The organism is Haloarchaeobius ordinarius, from assembly GCF_051801355.1.
GTDB lineage: Archaea > Halobacteriota > Halobacteria > Halobacteriales > Natrialbaceae > Haloarchaeobius.
Map to the genome: position 1 here is coordinate 1,796,728 of NZ_CP196560.1, position 19,786 is coordinate 1,816,513.

The following is a 19,786-nucleotide window of genomic DNA, read 5'->3' on the forward strand; positions in this document are numbered from 1 at the left end:
CAGGGAACGAAAAAATCGGGCAGAAATCTATCAGGCCCTGACGTTGTGGTTCGTGGCGGCGATATTCATCCAGACGAGTTCGGGAAACGCTGGTGGGGGGACTCGAAATCGTCGTGTTCTTTTCCCTCGCAGTCGTGCGTGACTTGCCACTCTACTTCCTCGCCGGGGTTTTCTGGCGCTTTTTTGAGACGTCGAACGCCCCTGCCGCGACGGCCTAGAAGGAACTGGCGTTCCAGTCGGTGTTACTCGTCCAGCGCGGCCCGCAGCTTCTCGTTCACGGTGCCCGGGTCAGCAGAGCCCTGCGTCTTCTGCATGACCTGGCCGACGAGGAAGTTGAGTGCGCCGCCTTCGCCGTCGTAGTAGTCAGAGACGGCCTCGGGGTTCTCGTCGATGGCCTCCTGCACCGCGGTGGCGACCTCGTCCTCGCCGGTCTTGCCGAGGCCCTCGCGGTCGACGATGTCGTCCGGTGCGTCGCCGTCGTCGAGCATCCCACGCAGCACGATTTCCTCGGCGTTCTTCGTGGTAATCTCGTCCTCGGCGACGAGTTCGACCAGCCGGGTGAACTCGTCGAGGCGGTGGGCCACGTCGGTAATCTCCATGTCGCGGTAGTTGAGTTCGCCCAGCAGGTTGTCGGCGACCCACGTCGCGGCGAGGTCGGGGTCGAACTGCTCGGCGACGTCCTCGTAGAAGTCCGCGACCTGCTTCGTGCTCGTGAGTTTCGAGGCGGACTCGCGGTCGAGGTCGTACTCCGCCATGAAGCGCTCGCGGCGGGCGTCGGGGAGTTCCGGAATCGGGATGCGCTCTTTCCAGTCCGAGACCTGCAGCGGCGGGAGGTCGGCCTCTTCGAAGTAGCGGTAATCCTTCTCCTCCTCCTTCGAGCGCATGGAGACGGTGGAGCCGTGGGTCTCGTTGAAGTGGCGGGTCTCCTGGGCGACCGCCTTCCCGCGCTGGACCAGGTTCTTCTGGCGGTTGCGCTCGTAGGCCAGTGCCTTCTCTGCGCCCTTGTGGCTGGAGATGTTCTTGACCTCGGTGCGGTTCGCGTCTTCGAGCACTTCCTCGGAGATGCTGCCGTCCTCGGCGATCTCGTCGGCCGGGACGATGGAGAGGTTCGCGTCGACGCGCAGGCTGCCGTCGCGCTGGCTGTCGAACACGCCGAGGTATTCGAGGACTTCGGTGAGCTTCGCGAGGAAGGTCCGGGCTTCCTGGGGGCTGCGGAAGTCCGGCTCCGTGACGATCTCCATCAGGGGCGTACCGGCGCGGTTGTAGTTCACGAGGGTGTACTCCGCGCTGTCGATGTCGCCGCCGACGTGCTGGAGGCTGCCGGGGTCCTCCTCGAGGTGGGCGCGGCGGATGCGGATGTCCTTGCGCTCGCCCTCCACGGAGATCTCCAGCGTGCCGTCCTGGCAGATGGGCTCGTCGTACTGGGTGATCTGGAAGTTCTTCGGCAGGTCGGGGTAGTAGTAGTTCTTCCGGTGGAAGCGGGTCTCCTCGGGGATGTCCGCGTCGATGGCCTTGCCGACCTTCACGGCGGCCTCGACGGCCCCCTCGTTGAGGACGGGCAGGGACCCGGGCAGACCGAGGCAGACGGGACAGACGTTCGTGTTCGGTTCTTCCGTCGGTTCCGTCGGACAGCCACAGAAGATCTTCGTCGCCGTCTCCAGCTGGACGTGGACCTCCAGCCCGATGACGGCCGCGAGTTCGTCCGGCTGCACAGCCTGCGCAGTCATTGGCCGTGGATTCGGTGTGGGGTGGTTAAAGCGTGACGGGTTCGGTTCTCGGCTGTTGTGGTCTCTGTGGTTGGTTGCGATGTGCCGGGGGTGGTTGGTTGCGATGTGCCGGGGGTGCTCTGTGACGACGAGCAGTTCACTCGCGCCGATGGAAATGGGACAACCACCGCACCGCGCAGCACCGCCCCGCACCACTCCCTCCCCAGCCGATTCCGTTCCTCACTTCGCTTCACTGCGTTTCGCTCCGTTCCGGTACTCAACCCTCGCGCGATGCTGGCTCCCGGCTTCACTGGCTCACGGGTCGTTCCTCCCCGTTCGCCTCGCGGTTCTCGCGTTGCTTCGAACCGCGCTATTCAGCACGCTCGCCAGCGCGCGCCGGAACGGGTTGTTTCGGACAGACGGGACACCCGAAATCCGACCACTCGGGATTCGACTCGAACCTCGACCCGAGGCGCGGCTTTTTCACCCGTCTCGGCGAACTTTCGATACCTAATGAACCGTCGTCGATTCCTCCGTCGGGCGTCGGGCCTCGGGTCGTGTGTCGCGCTGTCCGGGTGTCTGGAGTTCGGAGACTCTCAGCCGCCGACCCAGGGCCCGGACGACCTGCTGGTGACGAGTATCGGGGCCCAGCCCGACGGCGGGAACGTCACCCTCGCGGTCGAGGTGTACGTCGACCGGGCCGAGCCGACCGAGCTGACGGTCGAGGGTGAGGTGGCGGTCGACGATACGGAGGCCCGCGAATCCCGGACGGTCCGGTTGTCGGGCGAGCGAAAGCGCCTCACACTGCAACTGCTGTTCACCGACGTGGCAGCGTATCCGAGCGTCCCCGAGGACATCCGCGCCCGGGCACGAGTCGGGTACGGCGACGAGATGTCGGTCTGGTACGAGACGGCCATCTGAGGGCGGCGTCACGTCGGACGAATGTCAGGAAGCGTGCAGGTGTCTGACGCAGGTTTATGGTTCCGGCCGCACGCGATGTAGGTATGCCGAAGAACCGGGTGGAGGAACTCGAGGCCACCGTCAACGAACTCGAATCGACCGTTCGCGGTCTCACCGAGGAACTCGTCGAGACCAAAGAGCGTGTTCGCATTCTCGAAGCCGAACTGGAAGCGGACCCGAGAGGCGTCGCCCCCGACCTCTCCGAGTCCGAGGAATCGACCGAGATGCTGACACCCGAACCGGGGGCCAGCGAAGCCGCCCAGTCGGACGTCGAGGCGGCCGCCGCGCAGGCGAATCACGAAGGCGAAGGCGCTAAGAGTGCCGAGGAAGAAGCCGACGACGAAAGCGACGAGTCCGGGCTCGGCGACGACATCATCGTCGCGTAACGCGCGGTTTCCGGCCAGTCCGGGCCACACCCCCCTACCATGCACATAAAAGAGCTCGTTCTCGACAACTTCAAGAGCTTCGGCCGGAAGACGCGGATTCCCTTCTACGAGGACTTCACCGTCGTCACCGGCCCGAACGGCTCTGGGAAGTCGAACATCATCGACGCCGTCCTCTTCGCGCTCGGCCTGGCCCGTACCCGCGGTATCCGGGCCGAGAAGTTGACCGACCTCATCTACAACCCCGGGCACGATGACGGAGGCGAGTCGTCGGGGCCACGTGAGGCGAGTGTCGAGGTCATCCTCGACAACCAGGACGGGAAACTGGACCGGGCACAGGTCGTCAACGCCGCCGGCACCGAGGACGTCGGCGACGTCGACGAGATACGTATCAAGCGACGCGTCAAGCAGACCGAGGACAACTACTACTCGTACTACTATCTCAACGGTCGCTCGGTCAACCTCTCGGACATCCAGGACCTGCTCGCACAGGCTGGGGTGACACCCGAGGGGTACAACGTCGTCATGCAGGGCGACGTGACCGAGATAATCAACATGACGCCGTTCTCTCGTCGCGAGATAATCGACGAGATAGCCGGCGTCGCGGAGTTCGACGCGAAGAAGGCGGACGCGATGGAAGAGCTGGAGACCGTCGAAGAGCGCATCAACGAGGCGGAACTGCGCATCTCCGAGAAGCGCGACCGCCTCGGTCAGCTCGAAGACGAACGCCAGCAAGCCCTGCGATACCGGCGGCTCCGGCGCGAGCGCGAACGCTACGAGGGCTACCTGAAGGCGGCCGAACTCGAGGACAAACGCGAGGACCTCGCGAGCACGGAGGACCGCCTCGAATCCAAAGAGGCGGAACTCGACGACCTCCAGCGCGACCTCGACGAGAAGCAAGGGAAGGTCGTCCGCCTGCAAGAGGACCTCGAAGACCTCAACGCCGAAATCGAACGCAAGGGTGAGGACGAACAGCTCGCAATCAAGCGCGACATCGAGAGCCTCAAGGGCGACATCTCACGGCTCGAAGACAAGATCGCGGCGAGCGAGGAGGCTATCGAGGAGGCCGAGAACAAACGGCGGAACGCCTTCGTCCAGATAGACCGCAAACAGGAGGAAGTCGACGACGTCGACGCCGAGATTCGGGACACGAAGGTCCAGAAGTCGTCCCTGAAGGCGGACGTCGCGACGAAGCAGGCCGAACTCGCGGACCTGCAGTCCGAGATAGACGAGATAGACACGGAGTACGACGAACTCAAGGCGGACCTCAGAGAGCGCAAGGAGGCGCTGGACGAGGAGAAGGACGCGAAGAACGAACTCCAGCGCGAGAAGGACCGGCTGCTCGACGAGGCGCGCCGCCGGTCGAACGAGGCCAGCGAGATAGACACCGAAATCGAGGAGACCGAATCCGACATCCCCGACATCGAGGCGGACATCACGGACCTCGAGGACGAACTGGAGAAGGCACGCCGGAACGTGCTCAACATCGAGGGCGTCGTCGACGACCTCAAGGCCGAGAAACAGGAGCGCCAGCAGGACTTAGACGAGATCGAGGACGAGCTCCAGGCCAAACAGCAGGAGTACGCGGAACTGGAGGCCAACGCCGGGCAGTCCGGTGATTCGTCGTTCGGGCGCTCGGTCACGACCGTGCTGAACTCCGGCATCGACGGGGTTCACGGCGCGGTGGCCCAGCTGGGCAGCGTCGACCCGCAGTACGCCACGGCCTGTGAGACGGCGGCCGGCGGCCGCATGGCGAACGTGGTCGTCAGCGACGACGTCATCGGTCAGCGATGTATCGAGCACCTCAAGTCCAGGAACGCGGGCCGAGCGACGTTCCTGCCGATGAACAAGATGCGGGACCGGTCGCTCCCGAGCGCGCCGAACGTGCCCGGGGTCGTCGACTTCGCGTACAACCTCATCGACTTCGACTCGCAGTACGCGGGCATCTTCAGCCACGTCGTCGGCGACACGCTGGTCGTCGAGGACCTGGACACTGCTCGCGACATGCAGGGCGACTTCCGGCTGGTCACGCTCGACGGCGACCTCGTCGAGAAGTCCGGCGCGATGACCGGTGGTTCCTCGAAGGGTTCGCGGTACTCCTTCGACGCCTCCGGTGAGGGCCAGCTCAAGCGGGTCGCCGAACGTATCTCCGAACTCGAAGACGAGCGCCGCTCCATCCGCGAAGACGTTCGCAGCATCGAGTCGCGGCTGGACGACGCTCGCGACAGAAAGAGTAACGCGGCCGACGAGGTGCGCTCCATCGAGAGCGACATCGAGTCGAAGACGAGCGAGAAGGAACGCCTCGAATCCCGTATTTCAGACCTCGAAAACCGGCAGGCCGAACTCCAGGCCGAACGCGAGTCGGTCGACGAGGAGATGCAGGAGATAGAGGCGGGTATCACCGAGCGCAAGGAGGCCATCGCGGCCATCGAGGCCGACATCGAGGACCTCGAATCGGAGCTCGCGGACTCGCGCATCCCCGAACTCACTGCCGAGATGGAGGCGGTCGAAGAAGAGATAGACGACCTCGAAGACCGGATGGACGACCTCGACGGAACCCTGAACGAACTCCAGCTGGAGAAGGAGTACGCCGAAGAGGCCATCGAGGGCCTGCACGATGACATCGAGGCGGCCCAGAACAGGAAGGCCGAACACGAAGAGCGCATCGAGGGCTTCGAGGAGACCATCGCGGAGAAAGAGGACGAACTCGAAGGAAAGCGCCGGAAGGTGCTCGAGCTGGAGAACGAACTCTCCGAGCTCAAAGAGGAACGAGAAGCCCTCCGCGAGGACCTGAAAGAAGCCGAACGCGAGCGCGACTCGGTCAAGTCGCAGGTCGACGCGGTCCAGAGCAAGCTCGACTCACTGAGCGAGACGCGCGAACAGCTCGCGTGGGAGATAGAGAATCTCGAAGAGGAAGTCGGCGACTACGACCCCGAGGAGGTCCCGGACCACGACGAAGTCGTCCGCATGGTCGAGTGCTTCGACGGCGACATGAACGCCATGGAGCCGGTGAACATGAAGGCCATCGACGACTACGACGAGGTCAAAGACGCACTCGACACGCTGGTCGAGGGGCGGGACACCCTCGCCGAGGAGCGCGACGGCATCACCGAGCGCATCGAGTCCTACGAGGCCCAGAAGAAGGAGACGTTCATGCACTCCTTCGAGGCCATCGACGAGAACTTCCAGGAGATATTCTCGCAGCTGTCGGCCGGCTCGGGTCACCTCCACCTCGAGGACGAGGCGGACCCGTTCGAGGGTGGGCTGACGATGAAGGCCCAGCCGGGCGACAAGCCCATCCAGCGCCTCGACGCGATGTCCGGCGGGGAGAAGTCACTGACCGCCCTCGCGTTCATCTTCGCCATCCAGCGCCACAACCCGGCGCCGTTCTACGCGCTGGACGAGGTCGACGCGTTCCTCGACGCGGTCAACGCAGAGCGCGTCGGCCAGATGGTCGACGAACTCGCGGGCCGGGCGCAGTTCGTCGTCGTCTCGCACCGCACGGCGATGCTCGACCGGTCCGAGCGCGCCATCGGTGTGACGATGCAACAGGACAACGTCTCGGCCGTGACGGGCATCGACCTGTCCGACGGTGACGGCGACGTGGAGGAGGAGGTGCCGGCCGATGACTGAAAACGGAGCCGGCTCGGAGGGCGACGAACCCGTCGAACCTGACGGTGGCAAGCCCGAGAGCCTGCTCAACATCGCGGGCCACGAGGACCGTACACCGCCGGGGGAGAGCGAGAACCCCTTCGCCAGCGCCGGTACTGACGAGAACGAGGACGCCGCCGCCGACCCCGACGAGTTCTACGCGGGTGACGAAGCCGACCTCGACGAGGTGCTGGCCGACGAGGAGGACGACCCCGGGGAGGACGACGAGACCGCGATGGCGGAAGTCCTCCCGGACGACGAGGCGATGGAGGAGGGCGACGACGGCGCGGTCGAACCGGTCGAACTGCTGGTCCAGCTGGCAAAGCGTGGTGACATCGACCCGTGGGACATCGACATCGTCCGCGTCACCGACGAGTTCCTCGACGCGCTGGAGGACGCCGACCTGCGGACTTCGGGACGCGCGCTGTTCTACGCGAGCGTCTTGCTCCGGATGAAAGGTGACGAGCTCATCCACGGGAGCGACGACGAGGACGACGAGGAGGAGCTCGCGCCGTGGGAGCAGCCGTTCGCGGACGACGCACCCGAGGAGCCGCCGGACCCTGAATTCGACCCGGTCGCGGGGCTGGAGGCGGAAATGGAGCGTCGCCTCGACCGCAAACAGGTCCGTGGGACGCCCGAAACGCTCGACGAACTCGTCCGAGACCTGCGCGAAGCCGAACGTGGTTCGTGGTGGAAACGCCACCGCGAGTACGACACCAGCGATTCGCCGCGGGGATTCCGGCGCGGGACGCAGACGCTCGACTACCACTCGGGCGACGACTTCCGCGTGGACGACGAGCCGACCGAGGACGAGGTGACGGGCACCACCCACGAGGAGGACATCGAGGAGATAATCGACGACGTGCGTGCGGCCCTGCACGAGCACTACGATGCGGGTCGTGTCGAGGTGCTGTACGCGGAGATAGACACGGTCGGCGGGACGCGGGTACAGACGTTCCTCGCGCTGTTGTTCCTCGCCCACCGGGGGCAGGTCACCCTCCAGCAGGACGAACTGTTCGGCGACCTCTGGGTCCAGGACCCGACGGCGGCCCGTGGGTCGGAAGAAGCCGTCGCGGACTAGTCTCGCGGTCTCGCCTCGTTATCGCACCGGTACCGAACTGGTAAGGCAGTGCTGGTAGGTACGTCTGGTTCTCTAGGTATATCGCACACGCCATCCACGTCGACCCGAACCGTCGGCCGTTCGCCCGGTCCGACGCATAGATATCAACAGCAGGAACATTCCGTGCCATCGTGTGGTCGGTTTAAATGTAACTGGCCTGTTAGAGGGTTTTCGGTATGCAGCACTCAATCTGTGCTGGTTCAAACTGATTTTCAGACATTTCAAAAATTCGTACGGAACGGTCATATCCTTCACGAACGTATTCGTGACCCATGGGGGTTATTGCCGACTTCACGGTGGGTGCCGAGGACTTCGCACTCGGTGCAGCAGCCGAAGGGGGCACAGAACTGACGATAGACGTCGAACCGATCGTTCCGGCATCCGACGAGGTGTTCCCGTACGTCTGGGTGACCGGAAACTACGACCAGTTCGAGGACGGAATCCAGCAGTGTGCGTACGCCGAGGACTGCACGTTCGTCGAGCAGATCGGCGAGCGTCGACTGTATCGAATCACCTGGAACGAAGGTATCCACGACCTGCTCTCTTGTTTCGTCGAAGCGAATGGAACGATACTTCGCGCGCGCGGTGGGAACGGGTGGCGATTCACCGTCAGGTTTCCCGACGACGCGAGGGTGAGCAAATTCCACGGGATGTGCCAGGAGCGCAACTTACACCTCGACCTGCACCGGCTCACGCACGTCGAGGAGGGGTCGGACAGCGCGGCCGACGAGTACGGGTTGACGCCGGAGCAACGGGAGGCGTTGATGCACGCGGTCAAGACCGGCTACTTCTCGATACCACGCCAGTCGACGCTCGACGACATCGCGGACCAGTTCGACATCTCGAACCAGGCCGCGTCCGAGCGAATCCGCCGGGCCACCGAGAAAGTGCTCCGCCAGGCACTGGTCGACCAGGTCGACGCACTCGTCGAACATCCCTGAAAACCGCGGCGCACTCTGGCGTTTTTCCTGTGAGCCTCACTCCCGAAGAGCGATGCGACTGTGTACCATGGTAGTATATACCGGTTTAGATAACAAGCACCATCGCCAAGTGGCCATAAGCGTTATGTAGAATTGACTGTCGTCCCGGATTTCGGAGGGGGAAGGGGGCGGCAGTCTGGGGGTGCGGGGCCAGCCGACCAACGGTCGGCCCCGCATCACTCGAACGCCGGCCGGGCTGACTGGCCCCACACCGCATCCACCGTCAGTCGAAGCCCATCATCACATCCGTCAGGCGTCACCGCAAATCGCTTGCACGTCGGCCTGGCCTGGCGTTCTCCGTTCTCACGGATTCGAGTACCACCAGCCGCAGGGATTCTTGTAGTCGCACGACGACAGAGGTGCCAATGGGACTGCTGAGTGGGTCGGGCGATGCCGACCGTGCAGAGGAGCTATGCGAACTGGCAGTGTCGGACCCCGACGCGGCCGCGTCCGCCGGCGAGGAACTCAGGGAGTTACTGACGAGCGGTGGCCCCGGAGCGCGGACGGCCGCAGCGGACGCGCTGTTCCACCTCGCGCCGTCGCACCCGGACGTGGTCGAACCGGCGGTCGACCGGCTCCTGGCGCGCCTCGACGATGGCGACGCGAGTTCGCGCCGCCGCGCTGCCGACGCACTGGTGTCACTCGCCGCGGCCGAACCGAAGGCCTTCAGCGCCTGGGTCGAGACCACGACACCGTTCCTCGAGACCGACGACCCGTACGTCAGGGCGACGGTCGCGAACGTGTTCGCCCTCCTCGCGGCGGCGCGACCGAGCAGCATCCTCTCTGCTGTCGAGGAGCTCTGGACGGCGCTGGTCGACCCCAGCGACTGGGACGTCCGGACGTTCGCGACTGGTGCACTCGCCGACGTCGCGACGCGACACCCGGACGAGGTCGTACCGGCGGTCGAACAGACGGTCGCCAACGCCGGAGAACCCGTCCCCGCCCTGCAGGTCGCTGCCGTGGACCTGCTCGCGACGGTCGGTGTGGAACGACCGGATGTCGTCGACGAGGCGGTCGACGACGCACTCGCGGACGTCGCCCAGAACGCGCCGCCGACCCAGCGCGCCGCCGCGTTGCTGGCCATCGGTCGACTGGGGAGTGCTGCGCCCGGCCGAATTCCGGCCGCACTCGATACCGTGGTGCCCGCGCTCGCGGCCGACGACGCACCGGTTCGCCGTGGTGCGGCGGCGGCCTACGTCGCGGTCGCGGCAGTCCGCCCGGACGCGGTGCCGACCGACGAGGCGACGCGCCAACGGCTCTGGTGGCTCGCCGACGAGGTCGACCTGCCCATCGAGGCGCTGCTGGAACGCCTCGGGTAGTTCCTGCCGGGGTTCTACCGGAGTCGCTCTCGGAGCGCCGCCAGCCGGTGGTCGACGTACGACCTGCGGCGTTCGTGTCGCCGGGCCGTCTCCTCGACGCCGCGGAGGGTGGTCACGCCGACTATCTCCTCGAACTGGCCGGCGAGCACGCACGTCTCGCTGTCGTTGCCGGACGTACAGAAGTAGGGGTTCTCCAGCCCGGCGACGTCGTCTTCGTCGAGTTCGCGGGCTTTCGAGAGCGAGACCTGCATCACGCCGAGGTTGAGCGACCGCGACTGGCGACCGCGCGACGGGAACCAGCGGTCGTCGTCGGCTTCGACGATGTAGCCCTCGCCACAGAGCGGACACACCGACCCGACTGCGTGGTCGAGCGTGTCCAGAAACTCGCGTGCGGCCGTCTCGTCGCAGTCGAGTTGTGCGGCCGTCTGCTCGACGAGCACCTCGTCGTCGTCCATCACACAGACGAGGAACGGCGACCGGCAAAAAACATCCGGTGGTCAGCGTCGCTGAAGAAACAGGTTCCGGTACGCAGTCGTCGAGGGTCAGTCGTCGAGGTACTGGCCGGCGAGCAGGTCGACGCGCTCTCTGGTCTCGTCCGGGATGGCCTCGCTCGGCGTGTTGATGGTGCCTTCCAGCGCCGACCAGGCGTCGGACTCGAAGTCCTCGGGCATCGACCGAACCGCCTCTTCGACGACCGCATTGATAGACTCCTGGTTGGCTGCGGCGTTCTCCAGTACCTCGTCGAGGGTGACCTCGTTGTCCTCCTTCCACACGTCGTAGTCGGTGACGCCGGCGACGGTGGCGTAGCTCAGCTCGGCCTCACGGGCGAGTTTCGCCTCCGGGATGGCCGTCATGCCGACGATTTCCCAGCCCTGTTCGCGGTAGAACTCGGACTCCGCGCGGGTGGAGTACTGCGGCCCCTCGATGCAGACGTAGGTGCCGCCCTCGTGGGTTTCTGCATCCGTCTCGGCGCGCTCGGCCGCGTCGGCGAGGTGCTCGACCATCGCGGGGTCGTACGGGTCCGCAAAGCCCATGTGGACGACCATACCGTCGCCGAAGAAGGTGTGCTCGCGGTGGCTGGTGCGGTCGAAAATCTGGGTCGGGACGACCAGCGTGCGCGGTGGGAGGTCTTCGCGCAGGCTACCGACCGCGTTCGTCGCGATGATGCGGTCGACGCCGACGGACTTCAGCGCGTAGATGTTCGCCTTGTACGGCGCGTTGGTCGGGGTGTGCTGGTGGTCGGGGCCGTGACGAGGGAGGAAGGCGACCTCCTTGCCGCCGAGTTCGCCCACTGTGATGTCGTCGGAGGGTTCGCCGAAGGGCGTCTCCACGCTTCGCTTTTCCACGTTCTCTAGGGGCAGGGCCTCGTAGATGCCACTGCCACCGATGACGCCGATGGTCATGCTTGCACGAACTCGTGGCGCGCGTAAAACCGCTACGAGTCGTCGTGACTCCGGGTCGTCACGGCTCCGGGTCGGTTGACGGGTCTGGCGACCCGCGAAGGGCGGCCAGCCACCGGGAGAACGCCCCCACCCCGTCGCGGTACCCGACGAGGTACCCGAGCAGGTACGCCCCGACCACGGTCAGGGTCGGCCCGAGCAGGTACAGTGGCTCGCCCCGCACTGCCGGGACCGGCGGCGCGAACAGTTCCTGTGCGACGTAGAAGACCACGGCCGAGACGGCGGCGAACACGATGGTCCCGTTCGGGTCGTTGTCGGGGTCGGCCGCGTAGAAGGCCAACGTGAGCAGGAGGACCCACCGGAGGGGCCACGTGACCGGCACGATGGCCAGCTGGTCGAGTAGCCACCCGGCCGGGTAGGTCGCGAGCCACGATGGGAGCAACATCGGGATTGCCCGGCCGATGCGTCCGGGGTCCACGCGCCCGGCGTCCTCACGCACCGCCGCTCACCTCCAGCGCGTAGAGCCGCGACTCCGTGAGCGCGAACAGTCGTCCGCCAGCGTAGGCGAGCGCGTGGGCCTCGCCGCCGTCGAGGGCGATGTTGCCGTGGCGTTCGCCGGTTTCCTTGTCGAGCACGTCGACACCCGCGGGCCGGTGGACGTAGAGTCGGTTCTCGGTCCGGACCAGCCCGCGGATGTCCCCCAGCTCGTTGCGCTGCCACAGCCGCTCGCCGGTCCGGAGGTCGAACGTGTGCAACTCGCCGTCCAACCCGGTGACGGCCGCGAGTCCGACGGTGACCGCGGCATCGATGATGGGTGTCCCGGTCTCGACTTCCCACTGGAGAGTCCCGTCGTCCGGGTCGAACGCCTGGAGTCGGCCGGTGTCGCCGGAGCCACCGTAGGTCAGGAGCGTGTCTGCGACCACCGCGCTGCCGCGATGGAGGTACCCGTACTCGGGCGTCCGCCAGAGGCGCGTACCGTCGGTCGGGTCGTGGGCGCTGTGACGGACCGTCTCGAACCGCGCGTCGGTACAGAACAGTTTCCCGTCGCCGTGGGCGACCGGTTTCGCGTACTGCGTCGTCTGCCAGTGGGTGAGTCCACTCTGGACGTCACGCGCTTCGAGGCCGTCGTCGCCGTCGAGGAACAGGACGTTCCCGACGGGCAGGTACGTCGGGTCGAGAGGCCAGTAGAGCGAGCGGTCGTCGACGCCGGGGAGCCACCACACTCGTTCCCCGCCGCCCCCAAGGACGTGGAAGTCCGTCTCGGTCGGACAGCAGACACGGCCGTCGACGACGGCGATGCCGGGGGCGAGTTCCGAATCGGGGTCGAACTGCCAGCGCGGTCGTCCGTTTGCGGTGGCGAGCGCCCGGAGGTCGTTCTCGGTCGGGACGAACACGGTCCCGTCGGCGACGGCGAGATTGTATCCCGTCTCGGGTTCGAATTCGACGTCCCAGGCGACGGAGAGGTCGTCGCCGCTTGCGACCCACGCGTAGTTCTGCCTGCTTGGGGTCCGACCGGGGAGGTGCCACTCGCCACGTGGGACCGTCCGACCGCCGAACTCGCCCCTGAACAGGGACGGTCGCACCACCTGGCCGCCGCCGAGGGCGGCCGCGCCGAGGAGGAGGACCTGACGGCGGGAGAGATACTGGAGGGGACCAGACATATCTCGAACACGTCTGTGAGTGGGTAAATATCTCTCGGCGGCGGTGGTGGTGGGCGCTTCGAGTTCGATACTGGACCCTTCGTCAGAAACAAACTCGTGACAGGTGCTACCGTCCCCTAGGAGTATTGATGCGTCTGGGGACCGTTTCGATTCGTAATGGCTGATTCGCAGGTACAGAACGAGATTACCGAGGGTGAGCTGCTCGGTCCGATGGTCCGGCTCGCGTGGCCGATGGTCGCCATCCAGCTCTTGCAGGTCGCGTACAACCTCGCCGATACGGCGTGGTTAGGGGCGTACTCCTCGAACGCGGTCGGCGCGCTGTCGATGGCGTTCCCGCTCATCTTCTTCCTCATCTCGGTGGGCGGGGGGTTCACCGCGGCCGGGGCCATCCTGGTCGCGCAGTACACCGGCGCGAAGAGTGACGGCTCCGCCGGACTCGTCGCCGGGCAGACCATCGTCTTCGTCGGCATCTTCTCCGTCGTCATCGGCCTGCTGGGCTACCTGCTGACGGACACGATGCTCGGGGTGTTCCCGGCCGACCCGGAGACGGCCGAGTTCGTCATCCCGCTGGCCGCGGACTACATGCGCCTGTTCTTCCTCGGGTCGCCGTTCCTCTTTGGCTTCTTCGTCTTCGTCTCCCTGCTGCGGGGGTACGGCAACACCCGGACGCCGATGCGCATCATGTTCGTCTCCGTGCTGGTCAACGTCGTCCTCGACCCGCTGCTCATCTTCGGCGTGGGGCCGTTCCCCGCCATGGGCATCGAGGGGGCCGCCATCGCCACGGTGTTCGCCCGCGCGGTCGCCACGGTGCTCGGGTTCTACATCCTGTTCGCGACCACGGTCGGCCCGACCATCCGCCGCGAGCACCTCGTGCCCGACCTGCCGACCATCCGTGACATCGTCCGGCTCGGGGTCCCGAGCGCGGCCGAGCAGTCGATGGCATCGCTCGCGTTCATCACCCTCACCGCGATGGTCGCGACGTTCCCGCCCGCCGTCATCGCCGCCTACGGGCTCGGCAACCGGCTCATCTCGCTGGTGTTCCTGCCGGCGATGGGGCTGGGGCAGGCGACGAACACCATCGTCGGGCAGAACCTCGGCGCGGGCAAACCGGAGCGCGCCGAGCGCGCGGTGTGGATCGCCGCCAAGCTCGCCGCCGGCGTGTTGCTCGTCGTCGCCCTCGTCGTCTGGGCGTTCCCGACGACCATCCTGCGTCCGATGATGAGCGCCGACACGGCCCAGGCCGCCGAAACCCTGCGCTACGGGAGCGAGTACCTCCGCATCGTCGCGGTCGCGTTCGTCGCCATGGGGCTGTTCCCCGTGTTCCTCGGCGCGTTCCGCGGTGCGGGCAAGACCACCACGGCGCTGGTGTTCTCGGCCGTCGCGCTCTGGATTGCCCGCGTCCCCGTGACGTACTACCTCGTGTTCACGCTCGGGTGGGGAACGACCGGCATCTGGACCGCGGTCGCCATCGGCGACGTGGTCGGGGCCATCGCCGCCATCCTCTACTTCACGCGGGGCACCTGGAAGTCGGCCATCGTGGACCGGGAGAAGGGTGCCCGGGGTGAGCCCGAGTCGGTCGTGGCGGCCAGTCAGGACGACTGACCGCGGACCCGCTCGTACTCCTCTTTCGCCGCCTCGAACAACTCGCGCCCGAACTCCGTACCGAGTCTCGGCTCCGCCGTCGCGAAGAACTCGTCCAGGTGGTCGTACTCCTGGAACGCGTCCGACTCGCCCGGCTCGTACCGCTCCTCGCGCTCGTAGACGACTGCCTGCAGGCACATGTCCACGAGGTCCATGTCTTTCACGAAGCGAGCCTCGGGCGTCTCGCGGGCCTCGTACTCGGCCCAGGCGTCGTGGGCGTGGTCGAAGTCCGCGAGGAGGTCCGCCGCGGCGGCCGCCTCGGCTGCCTCCTTCTCTGCGGGGTCGTAGGCGTCGGCTGTCTCGTCGGCCCGCGTCGCCCAGTCGCCGGTCTCGGCCTCGGCAACGTCGTGGACCACGGCGAGGCGGAGCGCGCGGTCCGGGTCGACGCCGGCCTGTTCGGCGAACAGGAGCGTGAGGTACGCGACGCCCCAGGAGTGCGCGGCGACCGATTCCGGGTCTGCGATGCCCCGGAGCTGCCAGCCGGTGCGCCGCTCGTCCTTGAGCGCGAGGGCGGACAGTAGCGGGGCCAGGGCGGGGTCGTCGTCGGTCATCGAACCCAGTGAAAACGAGTCGAACCGGGGGACTCAGTCGACGAGTTCCCAGCCGGCCTCGGTCGCGTCGACGACCTCGCGGCGGGTCATCTCGGCCATGACCTCGTCGAGGCGGTTGGGCTGGGCGATCTCCATCTCGATGCGCTGGAGGTCGTGCTGCTCGGCGAGGAAGTGGCGGATGTCCTCCTTGCTGTAGACGGACTGGTCGTTGCGCTCCATGACGCCACCGATGATGTCGATCATGTCCTCGATGAAGTTCCACGGGTACACCATCCACGCCCACTCCTCGAGGCGCTCGCCGATGTAGTCCGGTTCGAACTCGCTGGTCTGGAGCAACTGGAGGGTCGCGGTGCGGACCTCGCCCGCGTTGCGCTCCTCGACGTACTCCTCGGCGCGCTTGATGGAGCCGCCGGTGTCGGCGATGTCGTCGATGATGAGCACGTCCTTGTCCTCGACGCTGCCCTCCGGCATCGGGTAGCGAACCTGGGGTTCGTCGGCCTTCTGGGCGGTGCCGACGTAGTGTTCCATCTTCAGGCTGGTGAGGTCGTTGAGTCCGAGGAAGTCACAGATGCAGCGCCCGGCGAACCAGCCGCCGCGGGCCAGCGCCACGATGACGTCGGGCTCGAACTCGTCCTGCTTGACGTCGTTGCTGACGTCTCGACACAGGCCGTAGATGTACTCCCAGTTGGTGATGGTGCAGTTGAAATCGTCCGGGAGGTCGCTCATACCCGCCACTCCCGCGCGTCGCTACTTAACGGTTTACAGGTCCGACGATGGCGTTCTCACTCGATGCGCGTGAACATCCCCCGCGATTCGGGGGCGGTCGGTTCGAACCCCCAGTGCTCGTAGAACCCCTCGACGTCCGCCAGGAGATTGACGTACGCCGTCGGGGGTGCGTGCTGGGCGAGATAGGTCATCAGGGCGTCGACGATCTTCGTCCCGAGGCCGCATCCCTGGTGGGCCGGGTGGACCGCGATGTCGACCAGCTGGAAGACGGTCCCGCCGTCGCCGACGATGCGACCCATACCCACCACCTCCTCCTCGCCGGTCACTTCGCTGTCGGGGACGACGGTCACGCCGAAGCTGGTGTTCGGGAGCCCGCGCCGGGCCGCGTTCAGGCTCCGGGGTGTCATCCCCGCGGCCTCGCGCAGGGCGACGTACTCCTCGGGCGTGGGGAGGGTCTCACGGAGTTCGTAGTCCATACGGAGAGGCCGGGGTGCGACCGTGGTAACGGTGTCGAGTTGGGACGGCTGGTGCCCGTTCTCGCCGCAGAAAAGATTGGTTTATGATATTTCGGGCACCATCGAAGTACATGGACGACGCCCTCCCTCGCAGACGTATCCTCCGCGCCCTCGCGGCGACCGGCACGGTCGCCCTCGCCGGCTGTTCAGGCGGCGAACAGGCGACCGGGACGACGACAGCGCCCGCGACCGACACGGTGACACCGACGGCCACTGCGACAGCGACCGACACAGCGACCACCACCCAGCAGCAGACGACCGAGCCGCTCTCTCCCGAGGAACTGACCACTCGCGCGACGGATCTGACCATCAAGCTCGGGGACGGGGACTTCGACAGCGTGGCGGACGTGTTCGTCGGCGAGGCGGCCGAACAGGTCTCGGCGGACCTGCTCCGGCAGGCGTGGACGACCCAGACGACCGGCAAGGGCGAGTTCACCAGCGTCGCGAGCGCCGAGTACTCGGAACAGAACGGGGTCCACGTCGTCGTGGTTCGCGCCACCTTCCAGAGCGGTATCTTGCTCGTCAACTGGGGCTTCGACGACGCAGGCGGCGCGGTCGGCCTGCGGTTCACGCAGCCCCAGGCCGAGTGGTCCCCGCCAGACTACGTCGACGAGTCCGCGTTCACCGAGTCCGAACGCACGCTCTCCTCTCCGGCCTGCGACCTCGGCGCGACGCTGTCGATGCCGACCGGGTCCGGACAGGTCCCCGGCGTCGTGCTCGTCCACGGCTCCGGGCCGAACGACCGCGACGAGACCATCGGCCCGAACAAGGTGTTCAAGGACCTCGCGTGGGGACTGGCCTCGCAGGGGGTCGCCGTCCTGCGGTACGACAAACGCACGTTCGCCTGTGACGTCTCGGCTACCGACGAGGTTACCATCGACGACGTGACCGTCGAGGACGCCGTCACAGCCATCGAACGACTCGCGGGCGAGGACCGAGTTGCTGAGGTTGTCGTGGTCGGACACAGTCTCGGCGCACTCGCGGCCCCGCGCATCGCCTCACAGGCCGAGGTGTCTGGAGTCGTGATGCTCGCCGCGCCACACACGCCGCTGTGGCGGTTGATTCCACAGCAGGTGCGCTATCTCTCCGAACTCGACGGGACCGTCTCCGACCCCGAACAGGAACAGATAGACAGCTACGAGATGGCTGCCGACCGCATCGCGGAGGGCGAGTTCGCGGCGAGCGAGACGCTGATGGGCTTCTCGGGCGCGTTCTGGCAGAGTCTCAAAGACTACGACCACGTCGCGACGGCGGACGCGGTCTCGGTCCCGATGCTGCTCGCACAGGGCGGGCGCGACTACCAGGTCCCGCCGTCGGAACTCGACTCGTGGGCCGGCGCGCTCACGCGAGAGACCGTCTCGTTCAAGTCGTTCGCGGCCCTGAACCACCTGCTCATGCCGGGGGACGGACCGGCGAACCCTGGCGAGTACCTCGTCCAGAGCCACGTCGGAGCGGACCTGGTCGACGAGGTGGCCGAGTTCGTTCGCGAGGGCTGACGCCACTTTCTTGCCCCGACCGTCCCTCGTGGGGGGCATGGATACCTATCGCGCGCTGCAGGTCGACGCCTTCACCGACGAGCCACTGGCCGGGAACCCGGCGGGGGTCTTGCCCGATGCAGGCGGACTGAGCGGGACGCAGATGCAACGAATCGCACGGGAACTCGCCGTCTCCGAGACGGCGTTCGTCCTGCCGAGCGAGGACGCCGACTACCGGCTGCGGTACTTCACGCCGACGCAGGAGGTCGACCTCTGCGGGCACGCGACGGTCGGGGCGTTCGGCCACCTCCACGAGGATGGGGCCATCGACGCGGGCGAGTACACGGTCGAGACGAACGTCGGCGTCCTCGACGTCACCGTCGACGACGACGGGACCGTCTGGCTCACGCAGGACTCGCCCCACGTCAGGGAGGTCGAGCCGACCTACGAGCGCGTGGCCGAGGCGCTGGGCGTCGACGTGGCTGCTCTGAAGGACGTGGGTGCCGACCTTCCCCTGGCAATCGCGTCGACCGGCGTCCGCTACCTGCTGGTCCCCGTGAACTTCCTCGAACACCTCGGCAACGCCGACCCGGACCTCGCCGCGGTCGAAGAACTCGCCGACGAGTTCGACGCGCTCGGCGTCTACCCGTTCACGTTCGACGCGGTTGGACCGAACGCGACGCTCCACGCCCGGATGTTCGCACCCGGGGCTGGTATTCCGGAGGACCCGGTGTGTGGAACCGGTGCGGGCGCGGTCACGGCCTATCTGGACCACTACGGCGCGTTCGCCGACGAGTTCCCGGACGAGGTCGTCGTCGAGCAAGGACACTACGTCGACCGGCCCGGAGCGGTGCGGGCACGGGTCGACCCCGTACAGGTCGGCGGACGAAGCGTCACGGTCCTCGACGGCTCGCTGGTCGTCCCGGCGGAAGAAGAAGACGAGATCCTCGAGGTGTAGTCGTCAGCGAAGGGGGTCGTCGGTCCCGCCGTCGCTGGCGGGGTTTCCACGACTGCCACCTGACCCGTCGCTGCTGTCGTCGGAACTGGAATCGCCACGGGATTTCGAACTCGGGGTCGAGTCGGAACCGGAGCGCGAAGCCGAATCCGCGCCAGACCGCGACCCACTCGGCCGTCGCTTGCTGGTGGCCCTGCCGGAGGATGGCCTGGCAGCCGCCTCGCTGGACGTCTCTGCCGTTCCCGAGCCACTCCTCGACGTGGACCGCCTGCTGGTCGCGGCGGTGCCACCGGTGGTGGCTGCGTCGCTCGCGCTCTTTGCGGATTTGATATCAGAGCGCAGGTCGGCCTCGAGGCTCGATAGCTGGTCGTTCACCACGTCGAGGACCTCGCTTTTCACCTGCTGGTCGTCTGTCTGTCCGCCACCGGCTTCGACCGCCTTCCCCATCGTCTTCACCATGGCGACGGACTTGCCGACCTGCCAGATGACGAGGCCGAGGACCGAGAGCCCGCCGGCCACCACCGGGTCTGCGGTCGCTACGGCCTGGTCGAAGTCCTGGATGACCAGCTGTGCGGCGTCCCAGAAGCCGAGGTAGAGACCGGCGCCGATGAGTCCGACCCCGACGAGGAACGAGAGGAGCGCCAGCGCACGGTAGTACGCGACGAGTTTGAGTGTCTGCGTAGTATTCATGGAGGAAGGGTCACAGTCACCCGGTATAACCGCTGTGGCTATCACCCACCCGG

General features: G+C 66.5%; 18 protein-coding genes. 9 read left to right on the top strand and 9 right to left on the bottom strand.

Annotated features, from left to right (window positions below; all coding sequences use genetic code 11):
• Window positions 1–242 precede the first annotated feature (242 nt).
• Window positions 243–1,727, bottom strand: coding sequence for an Asp-tRNA(Asn)/Glu-tRNA(Gln) amidotransferase subunit GatB (gene gatB / locus ACSC1R_RS09320; RefSeq protein WP_439025472.1), 1,485 nt, complete (start codon window positions 1,725–1,727; stop codon window positions 243–245).
• Between the two features lie 492 nt (window positions 1,728–2,219).
• Here gatB and ACSC1R_RS09325 point away from each other — a divergent pair, with 492 nt between their 5' ends.
• The 6 genes from ACSC1R_RS09325 to ACSC1R_RS09350 all read left to right on the top strand — a co-directional run bounded on the left by ACSC1R_RS09325 (window position 2,220) and on the right by ACSC1R_RS09350 (window position 10,119).
• Entirely contained in the window at window positions 2,220–2,627 is a 408-nt protein-coding gene (locus ACSC1R_RS09325) for a hypothetical protein (RefSeq protein WP_439025473.1), read from the top strand.
• Window positions 2,628–2,710: 83 nt separating this feature from the next.
• Window positions 2,711–3,052, top strand: a complete 342-nt coding sequence (locus tag ACSC1R_RS09330; protein ID WP_439025474.1) for a DUF7518 family protein — start codon at window positions 2,711–2,713, stop codon at window positions 3,050–3,052.
• Window positions 3,053–3,091: 39 nt separating this feature from the next.
• Window positions 3,092–6,682 carry a chromosome segregation protein SMC gene (gene smc, locus ACSC1R_RS09335; RefSeq protein WP_439025475.1) on the top strand — a complete coding sequence of 1,197 codons (3,591 nt, stop codon included), beginning with the start codon at window positions 3,092–3,094 and terminating at the stop codon, window positions 6,680–6,682.
• Window positions 6,675–7,781 carry a segregation/condensation protein A gene (locus tag ACSC1R_RS09340; RefSeq protein ID WP_439025476.1) on the top strand — a complete coding sequence of 369 codons (1,107 nt, stop codon included), beginning with the start codon at window positions 6,675–6,677 and terminating at the stop codon, window positions 7,779–7,781. Before smc ends, ACSC1R_RS09340 begins: the two co-directional genes overlap by 8 nt.
• A 311-nt stretch (window positions 7,782–8,092) precedes the next feature.
• The gene (locus ACSC1R_RS09345) at window positions 8,093–8,761 is read left to right on the top strand and encodes a helix-turn-helix domain-containing protein (protein ID WP_439025477.1); all 669 of its coding nucleotides are present in this window, start codon (window positions 8,093–8,095) and stop codon (window positions 8,759–8,761) included.
• A gap of 404 nt (window positions 8,762–9,165) precedes the next feature.
• Window positions 9,166–10,119 (top strand): hypothetical protein, encoded by a 954-nt coding sequence (locus tag ACSC1R_RS09350; protein ID WP_439025478.1) that lies wholly within the window; start codon window positions 9,166–9,168, stop codon window positions 10,117–10,119.
• Between the two features lie 14 nt (window positions 10,120–10,133).
• Here the strand turns inward: ACSC1R_RS09350 and ACSC1R_RS09355 are convergent, their stop codons facing one another.
• The 4 genes from ACSC1R_RS09355 to ACSC1R_RS09370 form a co-directional block, all read right to left on the bottom strand.
• Window positions 10,134–10,574: a hypothetical protein gene (locus ACSC1R_RS09355; RefSeq protein WP_439025479.1), complete on the bottom strand. Its 441-nt coding sequence runs from the start codon at window positions 10,572–10,574 to the stop codon at window positions 10,134–10,136.
• Window positions 10,575–10,661: 87 nt separating this feature from the next.
• Window positions 10,662–11,522: an S-methyl-5'-thioadenosine phosphorylase gene (gene mtnP, locus ACSC1R_RS09360; RefSeq protein ID WP_439025480.1), complete on the bottom strand. Its 861-nt coding sequence runs from the start codon at window positions 11,520–11,522 to the stop codon at window positions 10,662–10,664.
• A 58-nt stretch (window positions 11,523–11,580) separates the two neighbouring features.
• The gene (locus ACSC1R_RS09365) at window positions 11,581–12,018 is read right to left on the bottom strand and encodes a hypothetical protein (protein WP_439025481.1); all 438 of its coding nucleotides are present in this window, start codon (window positions 12,016–12,018) and stop codon (window positions 11,581–11,583) included.
• On the bottom strand, window positions 12,011–13,180 hold the full coding sequence (locus tag ACSC1R_RS09370; RefSeq protein WP_439025482.1) for an outer membrane protein assembly factor BamB family protein: 1,170 nt from the start codon (window positions 13,178–13,180) through the stop codon (window positions 12,011–12,013). Before ACSC1R_RS09370 ends, ACSC1R_RS09365 begins: the two co-directional genes overlap by 8 nt.
• A gap of 156 nt (window positions 13,181–13,336) precedes the next feature.
• On the opposite strand from ACSC1R_RS09370, the gene ACSC1R_RS09375 reads away from it, so the two are divergent.
• Entirely contained in the window at window positions 13,337–14,782 is a 1,446-nt protein-coding gene (locus tag ACSC1R_RS09375) for an MATE family efflux transporter (protein ID WP_439025483.1), read from the top strand.
• Here the strand turns inward: ACSC1R_RS09375 and ACSC1R_RS09380 are convergent.
• Genes ACSC1R_RS09380 through ACSC1R_RS09390 form a run of 3 tightly spaced genes read right to left on the bottom strand, consistent with a single transcriptional unit; the run spans window position 14,770 to window position 16,574 of the window.
• Window positions 14,770–15,372 carry an HD domain-containing protein gene (locus tag ACSC1R_RS09380; protein WP_439025484.1) on the bottom strand — a complete coding sequence of 201 codons (603 nt, stop codon included), beginning with the start codon at window positions 15,370–15,372 and terminating at the stop codon, window positions 14,770–14,772. The genes ACSC1R_RS09375 and ACSC1R_RS09380 overlap by 13 nt on opposite strands.
• A gap of 33 nt (window positions 15,373–15,405) precedes the next feature.
• A complete protein-coding gene (locus ACSC1R_RS09385; RefSeq protein WP_439025485.1) occupies window positions 15,406–16,098 on the bottom strand; it encodes a phosphoribosyltransferase in 693 nt (230 codons plus the stop codon).
• A gap of 56 nt (window positions 16,099–16,154) precedes the next feature.
• Entirely contained in the window at window positions 16,155–16,574 is a 420-nt protein-coding gene (locus ACSC1R_RS09390; RefSeq protein ID WP_439025486.1) for a GNAT family N-acetyltransferase, read from the bottom strand.
• A gap of 110 nt (window positions 16,575–16,684) precedes the next feature.
• On the opposite strand from ACSC1R_RS09390, the gene ACSC1R_RS09395 reads away from it, so the two are divergent.
• Both ACSC1R_RS09395 and ACSC1R_RS09400 read left to right on the top strand, forming a co-directional pair.
• Window positions 16,685–18,109, top strand: a complete 1,425-nt coding sequence (locus tag ACSC1R_RS09395; protein WP_439025487.1) for an alpha/beta fold hydrolase — start codon at window positions 16,685–16,687, stop codon at window positions 18,107–18,109.
• 37 nt (window positions 18,110–18,146) lie between these two features.
• Window positions 18,147–19,046 (top strand): PhzF family phenazine biosynthesis protein, encoded by a 900-nt coding sequence (locus ACSC1R_RS09400; protein WP_439025488.1) that lies wholly within the window; start codon window positions 18,147–18,149, stop codon window positions 19,044–19,046.
• Window positions 19,047–19,049: 3 nt separating this feature from the next.
• Here the strand turns inward: ACSC1R_RS09400 and ACSC1R_RS09405 are convergent, their stop codons facing one another.
• Window positions 19,050–19,733, bottom strand: coding sequence for a hypothetical protein (locus ACSC1R_RS09405; protein ID WP_439025489.1), 684 nt, complete (start codon window positions 19,731–19,733; stop codon window positions 19,050–19,052).
• Window positions 19,734–19,786: the final 53 nt, after the last annotated feature.